Below are 7,443 nucleotides of genomic sequence, written 5' to 3'. Positions count from 1 at the left end.
CGTCATGAGCTCCTTGACGAGGTGTGCGCCGACCGTGGCGGCATAGGAGTCGATGAGGCCGAGCCTCAGATCGACACGCTCAGGCAGTTTCGCTGCCTCCCGGAGTGCGCCGAGTAATGCGTCAAAGTCGCGATTCAGATCGCGAACCCGGCCAGCAAGGATGCGGCCCGCCCGCGTCAGTGTAAGCGGCCTCCGGCTGCGGTTGAAGAACGCCACGCCGAGCGCGGCCTCGGCCCGCCGCACAGCCTGAGAGACCGCCGATTGCGTCATCCCGAACTGACGGGACGCCTGAAGCATGCTGCCAGACTCCGCGACGGCAGCGACAATCTGCAAGCTTCGCAAGTCTGGAATGGCTGGCGTCATATCCATAGCTTAAGCAGAAGTCATATTAACATGCAAATTGGCTTCATTATATGAATTATCCTTGTAGGAGAGCCGCATCCAAAAGCAGACTTCGGATCGTCCTAACAATTAAGCAGTTCCCGATCGATGAGCGAGAAAGCGGATATTCTGGTGATCGGCCTCGGTGCCATGGGCAGCGCGGCCCTCTATCAACTGGCCAAGCGAGGGGTAAAGGCGGTCGGCCTCGATCGCTTCGCCCCGCCCCACACGATGGGATCCAGCCACGGCGAAACCCGCATCACCCGGCAGGCGGTCGGTGAAGGCCGCGATTACGTGCCCCTGGTGCTGGATACCCACCGGATCTGGCGTGAGCTGGAAGCCGAGACGTCCGCCGAGTTGCTGAACTCATGTGGCCTCGTCGTCATGGCGCCCGGTGTCGGCGAGACGTCGCACCACGGCAAGCCGGACTTCGTCGCACGTTCGATTGGAGCGGCGCGTGACTTCGGCATCGCGCATGAAGTGCTCGACGGGCGAGAGGTGGCTCATCGCTTCCCGCAATTCCTGAACCTCGAGGGCAACGAGAAGGCCTATTACGAACCCGGCGGAGGATACGTTTTTCCGGAGCGCTGCATCACGGCGCAACTGACGCGCGCGGAGCAGCTCGGCGCAACGATACGCACGGGAGTCGAGGTTCTCTCGATCGTGCAGAGAGGCTCCGCCGTTCGGGTGGAAACGTCTTCAGGCACATTCGAGGCGGCACAGGTGGTGGTGTCGGCAGGCGGCTGGAATGCCCACCTGCTCGGCGCGCCGTTCGATCGCGTGCTTACGGTGAAGCGACAGGTGCTGCATTGGTACGAGCTCGACGATACCAGCGCGTATCGCGCCAACGCCCCTGTGTTCATCTGGATGCACGGCGCGACGGATGTCGACTACCTCTACGGCTTTCCGCCATTGCCTGGCGATCGTCGCCTCAAAGTCGCGACCGAGCAGTACGAGACCAACACGACGGCCGACACCATCGACCGCACCGTCGATCCTGCGGAATCGGCTGAAATGTACCGGAAGCACGTGGCGGGGCGGCTCGCCGGCGCCACACCGCGCGTCGCGCAGGCGGCTGCCTGCATCTACACGGTGACGCCCGATCGGGGCTTCATCATCGACCGCCATCCCGACCAGGACAGAATTTGCGTCGTCTCGGCGTGCTCGGGCCACGGCTTCAAGCACTCCGCAGGTATCGGCAATGTCGTGGCCGGGATGGTGACCGACGGTCGAAGCGCGATCGACCTCAGCCCATTCTCCATCTCCCGCTTTTCGTGACGTTTGGCACGAGCCTTGTATCTTGAAAAAGCACGCGCAACGCGCGTCGTGATTTAAATCCTGGAGGCTTCATCCGATGAGAGACATTGTCCGTTCCATGATGACAGGAGTCGCGGCGCTGCTGATGCTTGGCAGTGCCCAAGCAGCCGATGGCATCGATGCCATCAAGCAGCGCGGCACGTTGAACGTCGGCGTCAAGGCTGACTACAAGCCCTTCGGCTTCCGCGATCCCACCGGAAACGTGGTCGGCATCGAGCCGGATCTCGCCGCAGACATTGCCAAGCGCCTCGGCGTCAAGCTCGAGCTCGTTCCGGTCGCGGCGTCCAACAGAATCGAGTTTCTTCAGCAGGGAAAGGTTGATCTGCTGATCGCGACCATGTCGGACAGGCCGGAACGCCGCCGCGTCGTTCAAGCCATCGAGCCTCTGTATTATTCCGACTATGTGAACATACTTCTCAACAAGAAGGCCGGCATCAAGGACTGGGCCGAGCTCAAGGGAAAGCCCGTATGTGCAACGTCGGGGGCCTGGTACAACAAGGACGTTGCCAAATCCTACGGCCCCGAGATCGTTGCGTTTGACGGCTCGGAGAAGCCTCTGTTCGCCATGAAGCAGGGCAATTGCATCGGCTATGTCTATGATCAGACCTTTCTGCAAGGCAAGTTGCTGGAGGATGAGTGGAAGACGGACTACGACTTGCCCCTGAAAGGTGTTCTGCCTTCACCGTGGATGATCGCCGTTGCGCTCGAGAATACCAGCCTTCAGAAGCTGCTCGAAGATACGACAAAGGACTGGATGAAGACGGGCTTCATCGTGGCTGCGGAAAAGAAGTGGGGCATTACGCCGACYGAGTATTCACTCCTCATGCACGAGCAGTACAAGGACAAATAGACGCGTGAAGCGGAGCGCCGGATCCATCTCGCGCTCCGAAGAGGTCAAGCCAATGCACTGATCCGAGGTGATTGCCTCAACAATTCGGTGTCGCGCAAATGCAGGCAATCGGCAACTGGTTTCAGCGCCTCTATGAATCGACGGGGCTGAATTTCTCCGTATTCTACGATGCGTACGACTGGGATCGTTATCTCGGCGGACTGAAGATGACGCTGTTTCTGAGCGTCACGACCATCATGCTGAGCCTGGTCATTGGCGCGGCAGGTGCCTTGATGCAGGGTAGCCCGTCCAGATTGTTGCGGCTGGCCGTCAATATTTTCGTCGTGGTCTTCCGCAACACGCCACCGCTGGTCCAGATCTTCTTTTTCTATTTCGGGCTCGGCACCATGCTTCCGGCCGTCGAGACGGCGGGCATGCGCGTTCCACTGCTGAGCAACGTTCAGTGGGCCATCATTTCGCTGTCACTGTTTGCCGCCGCCTTCAACGTGGAGATCTTCCGGTCCGGCATCGAGGCCGTGCCGAGGACGACCGTGGAAGCCGCCGAGGCGCTGGGATACACGCGCTTCAAGGCCTACATTCATATCGTTCTTCCGCTGGCCATTCGCGTCTGCCTTCCCGCGCTGAACAACAACCTCGTCAACCTGCTCAAGACGACCACGCTTGCCTATGCGATCGCCGTTCCCGAGACGCTGTATGCGGTCAAGCAGATCTGGTCGGAATCACAGAACGTTTTCGAAATGATGGTCGTGTTGCTTGCGACCTATGGCATCCTCGTAGGCGTCCTCGTCTGGTTGATGCATCGCTGGGAGCGGGCAATGCGCATTCCGGGGTATGCACGATGAAGACCGCCGAGCCCGTGCACAGGCTTGCCGTCCTTCTGCCGTATCGTCTCGCGCCGACCCGGATGTCCGTTCGGATCAGCCCGCTATCCGCGGCGATCCTCTGCTTCTGCGCTGTGATGGCTGCGTCCACCGCATGGGCGCAGACCGCACCGACGATGCTGTCCCCGCTTCAGGTCATCGTGAAATGGTCGCCGCTCCTGCTGCGAGGGTTCGCGTTCAACATCCTGATCTCCTTGCTCGCCATGCTGCTGGGCACCGTCGCCGGTCTCGGCCTGGGTCTGGCCCTGCTGTCACAGTACCGCTTGCTCGCCACCGCCAGCTGGTTCGTGACTCAATTCTTCCGCAACGCGCCCTGGCTGGTGCTGCTGTTCTTCGTCATGTTTCTGGTGCCCTTCCAGGTCACCATCTTCAACACGACCGTCCCTTTGCCCGACTGGATCAAGGCAACCGTGGGCTTCGCCCTGCCCGTCATGGCCAACGTCGCCGAGGTCGTACGCGGAGCCGTGCGGTCCGTTCCGTCGACGCAATGGGAGGCGGCTGAATCGCTGTCATTCACGCGACGCCAGACCATGTGGCTGATCATGCTGCCGCAATGCATCAAGCGAATGCTGCCGCCCTGGATGAACATCTATGCCCTTGTCGCGATGGCGACGGTGCTTGCATCGATCGTGGGCGTCTCGGAAATGCTGACGCTGACGGCGCAGGTGCATGCTGCCGAAGGCGGCAGACCGGAACTGTTCGCGCCGCTCTACGGTTTCGCACTGCTGTGCTTCTTTCTCTATTGTTATCCAATCAACCTCTGGACCGCTCGTCTTGAGCGTCGATTCCGCGTGCGCTGAGGGAGCAGAGCATGGTCGCGACCTGGACTCCGGATCAGCCCATCGTTCAATGCGTCGACGTCAGAAAATCGTTCGGCGCTCTCGAGGTTCTGAAAGGCATCAGTCTGTCGGTGAGGAAGGGCGAGGTGATCTGCATCATCGGCCCGTCGGGATCGGGGAAGTCCACGCTGATCCGCTGTATCAATGCCCTCCAGCCGATCTCGTCCGGCAGCATTCAGATCGAAGGCATCGAGGTCACCGATCCCAGGCTCGACAAGCTGGCGCTTCGGCGCAAGGTCGGAATGGTATTTCAGCAGTACAACCTGTTCCCGCACAAGACGGCGCTCCAGAACGTGATGATGGCGCCGATCCATGTTCTCGGCCAGAAACGTGCCGAGGTCGAAGCGCGCGCCCGAGCGCTGCTCGCCAAGGTGCGGCTCGCAGGAAAGGAGGACAGCTATCCTGGCGAACTCTCGGGCGGACAGCAGCAGCGCGTGGCCATCGCCCGTTCACTGGCGATGCGGCCGGACATCATGCTGTTCGACGAAGTCACGGCCGCCCTCGACCCGGAAACCGTCAAGGAGGTTCTGGTGACCATCCGAGAGCTTGCCGAGGATGGAATGACGTGCCTCCTCGTCACCCATGAAATGAACTTCGCACGAGAGGTCGCCGATCACGTCTACTTCACCGATCGCGGTGTGATCGTCGAGCACGGGCCGCCGGAAACATTGTTTACGGCGGCCAAGGACGAGCGCACGCAGCGGTTTCTGTCCCAGGTCCTCTGAGCTGGCTGCGCCGATCCTGGGCGCATCGGCCTTCGCACGACCAACCGGATCCGGCGGTAGCCTACTTGCCCGCCGCCTTCCGCAGCGCCTCGTTGATGCGGTCCTGCCAGCCGGGGCCGCCCTCCTGGAAGAACTCCAGCACGTCCTGGTCGATGCGCAGCGTGACCTGCTCCTTGACCCCCGGCGCCACGTTCTGCTTCGGCGGCGCCGCGGCGACCTTGGCCGTCACCTTCTTGAACGCCGCCTCGGCCTCGGTCCTGGCGTCGCCAAGCGTGCGCGGCCGCCTCGGTAGATCCGCCATGTCCTAGATTCCCTCAAACAGAGCCGTCGAAAGATACCGCTCGGAGAAGGACGGCACCACCGCCAGAATGGTTTTTCCCGCAGCTTCCGGCCGCCTGCCGATCTGGAGCGCGGCGGCAATCGCGGCGCCCGAGGAGATGCCGCCCGGAATGCCCTCGTGCCGCGCCAATGCGCGCGAGGTCTCGATCGCCGTGGTCGAGTTGATTTTGACGATCTCGTCGATCACGGAGCGGTCGAGGATATCAGGGACGAAGCCCGCGCCGATGCCCTGGATCTTGTGCGGCGTGTGCTGGCCGCCTGACAGCACCGGACTTTCCTCCGGCTCGACCGCCACCACCCGCAAGGACGGCTTGCGCGGCTTGAGCACCTGGCCGACGCCGGTGATCGTGCCGCCGGTGCCGACCCCGGCGACGAAGACATCGATGTTGCCGCCGGTGTCGTTCCAGATCTCCTCGGCGGTGGTGCGGCGGTGCACCTCGGGATTGGCGAGGTTCTTGAACTGCTGCGGCATCACCGAGTTCGGTGTCGTCTTCACAAGCTCCTCGGCGGCGGCGATCGCGCCCTTCATGCCTTGCGCGGCCGGCGTCAGCACCAGCTCGGCGCCGAGAAAGGCCAGCATCTTGCGCCGTTCGATCGACATGGATTCCGGCATCACCAGCTTGAGCCGGTACCCGCGCGAGGCGGCGACGAAGGCGAGTGCGATGCCGGTATTGCCGGAGGTCGGCTCGATCAGCACGGTATCCGGCTTGACGATCCCGGCCTTCTCCATGGCGATGATCATGGCCGCGCCGATGCGGTCCTTCACGCTCGCGGCCGGATTGAAATATTCAAGTTTTGCCAAAATCGTCGCGTTCACCCCGTGCATGCCCGGCAGCCGGCGCAATCGCACGATCGGCGTGTCGCCAAAAGCGTCGACAATCGAATCATAGATCCGGCCGCGGCCGGGTTGGTGCGTTGCACCCGCGGTGGACGATGCGTCCATGATGAACTCCCTGTGACGACAATTGGCGCGCTGATCGCAGCTCTTACGCAGTTAGAGACAGCTTGCGGCGACACGCAAGCAGCAATGCGGCACATGTTAAATACGCTGCATCGCAAAATCACGTGAGCTACAAATATCAGAAAACCAACGCTTTTGTGTTGCGACCTCGTCAAGTGATTCTGCTTATGTTAGACTTACGTCTTAAAGCAGGGAGGTCACCACGATGTCAGCAGTTGCTGAAGTGTTGTCGACCGTCGCGCAGACTCGCGATCCGCGTTGCAGTGAGTTGCCCACCTGTCCGGTCTGCGCCGACTCCATGGTCGCCGCCGAAGCATCCGCCTACGTCTCGGACCACATGATCAGCTATCTCTGGACCTGCGACAATTGCGGCTACGGCTTCGTGACCAAGCACGCCGTCAAGCACCGGATCGTGTGCAACTGATCCTCAGTCGACCTGGCGCGGGGCGATATCGCCCCTCGCCCAATCCTCGCGCGTACGCTGATAGAACTCGTCGAACGTTCCGTGTGCGATCGCGTCCCTGATGCCCTGCATCAGGGCCTGGTAGTAGGCGATATTGATCTCGGACAGCAGCATTGCCCCCAGCGTCTCGCCCGCCTTGACGAGATGATGCAGGTAGGCGCGCGCGTAGCTGCGCGTCGACGGCCATGAGCTTTCCTCGTCGAGCGGACGCGGATCGTCGGCATGGCGCGCGTTGCGCAGATTCACCTGACCGAAGCGGGTGAAGGCAACGCCGTGCCGGCCGTTCCGCGTCGGCATCACGCAATCGAACATGTCGATGCCGCGCTTCACGGCTTCGAGGATGTCGTCGGGCGTGCCGACGCCCATCAGATAGCGCGGCCGCTCTTTAGGCAGCATCGGTGCGGTCTCGTCGATCATCGCCAGCATCACCGCCTGCGGCTCGCCGACGGCGAGGCCGCCGATCGCATAGCCGTGAAAGCCGATCGCGACGAGCCCTTGCGCGCTCGCATGACGAAGCTGCGGCACGTCGCCACCCTGCACGATGCCGAACAGCATGTAACCGTCCGGCGCGCTCTCGAAGGCGCGCTTGCTGCGCTCGGCCCAGCGCAGCGACAATTGCATCGCGCGCTCGATATCGGCGTGCTCGGCGGGCAGCCGCACGCATTCGTCCATCTGCATGGCGATGTC

Annotated in this window: 10 protein-coding genes; 6 read left to right on the top strand and 4 right to left on the bottom strand. The window is 62.0% G+C overall.

All coding sequences use genetic code 11. The annotated features are described in order from the left end of the window. On the bottom strand, window positions 1-363 hold a 363-nt coding region (locus AC1D00_RS18390; RefSeq protein WP_477011629.1), incomplete at its 3' end, for a LysR family transcriptional regulator. A 126-nt stretch (window positions 364-489) separates the two neighbouring features. Here AC1D00_RS18390 and solA point away from each other — a divergent pair. The 5 genes from solA (at window position 490) to AC1D00_RS18365 (ending at window position 4,993) form a co-directional block, all read left to right on the top strand. Beyond that, a complete protein-coding gene (gene solA / locus AC1D00_RS18385) occupies window positions 490-1,659 on the top strand; it encodes an N-methyl-L-tryptophan oxidase (protein ID WP_477011628.1) in 1,170 nt (389 codons plus the stop codon). 76 nt (window positions 1,660-1,735) lie between these two features. Then, window positions 1,736-2,548 (top strand): transporter substrate-binding domain-containing protein, encoded by an 813-nt coding sequence (locus AC1D00_RS18380; RefSeq protein WP_477011627.1) that lies wholly within the window; start codon window positions 1,736-1,738, stop codon window positions 2,546-2,548. Between the two features lie 98 nt (window positions 2,549-2,646). Then, complete coding sequence (locus AC1D00_RS18375; protein ID WP_135175317.1) at window positions 2,647-3,390, top strand: amino acid ABC transporter permease; 744 nt, start codon at window positions 2,647-2,649, stop codon at window positions 3,388-3,390. Continuing rightward, a complete protein-coding gene (locus tag AC1D00_RS18370) occupies window positions 3,387-4,229 on the top strand; it encodes an amino acid ABC transporter permease (RefSeq protein ID WP_477011626.1) in 843 nt (280 codons plus the stop codon). The genes AC1D00_RS18375 and AC1D00_RS18370 overlap by 4 nt, the downstream gene beginning before the upstream one ends. A gap of 11 nt (window positions 4,230-4,240) precedes the next feature. Further along, entirely contained in the window at window positions 4,241-4,993 is a 753-nt protein-coding gene (locus AC1D00_RS18365) for an amino acid ABC transporter ATP-binding protein (RefSeq protein WP_477011625.1), read from the top strand. 61 nt (window positions 4,994-5,054) lie between these two features. On the opposite strand, the gene AC1D00_RS18360 is transcribed toward AC1D00_RS18365, so the two are convergent. Then, entirely contained in the window at window positions 5,055-5,294 is a 240-nt protein-coding gene (locus AC1D00_RS18360; protein WP_092181501.1) for a BrnA antitoxin family protein, read from the bottom strand. Between the two features lie 3 nt (window positions 5,295-5,297). Beyond that, the gene (gene cysK, locus AC1D00_RS18355; protein WP_477011624.1) at window positions 5,298-6,275 is read right to left on the bottom strand and encodes a cysteine synthase A; all 978 of its coding nucleotides are present in this window, start codon (window positions 6,273-6,275) and stop codon (window positions 5,298-5,300) included. Between the two features lie 223 nt (window positions 6,276-6,498). On the opposite strand from cysK, the gene AC1D00_RS18350 reads away from it, so the two are divergent. Then, window positions 6,499-6,717: a hypothetical protein gene (locus AC1D00_RS18350; RefSeq protein ID WP_135175313.1), complete on the top strand. Its 219-nt coding sequence runs from the start codon at window positions 6,499-6,501 to the stop codon at window positions 6,715-6,717. A 3-nt stretch (window positions 6,718-6,720) separates the two neighbouring features. Here AC1D00_RS18350 and AC1D00_RS18345 read toward each other — a convergent pair. Further along, a partial coding sequence (locus AC1D00_RS18345; protein ID WP_477011623.1) for a tRNA guanosine(34) transglycosylase Tgt occupies window positions 6,721-7,443 on the bottom strand: 723 nt, incomplete at its 5' end.

The organism is Bradyrhizobium sp. P2_E8 (assembly GCF_056403875.1).
The sequence above is the reverse complement of the archived record's forward strand: the minus strand, read 5'-3'. Positions and strand labels throughout refer to the sequence as shown.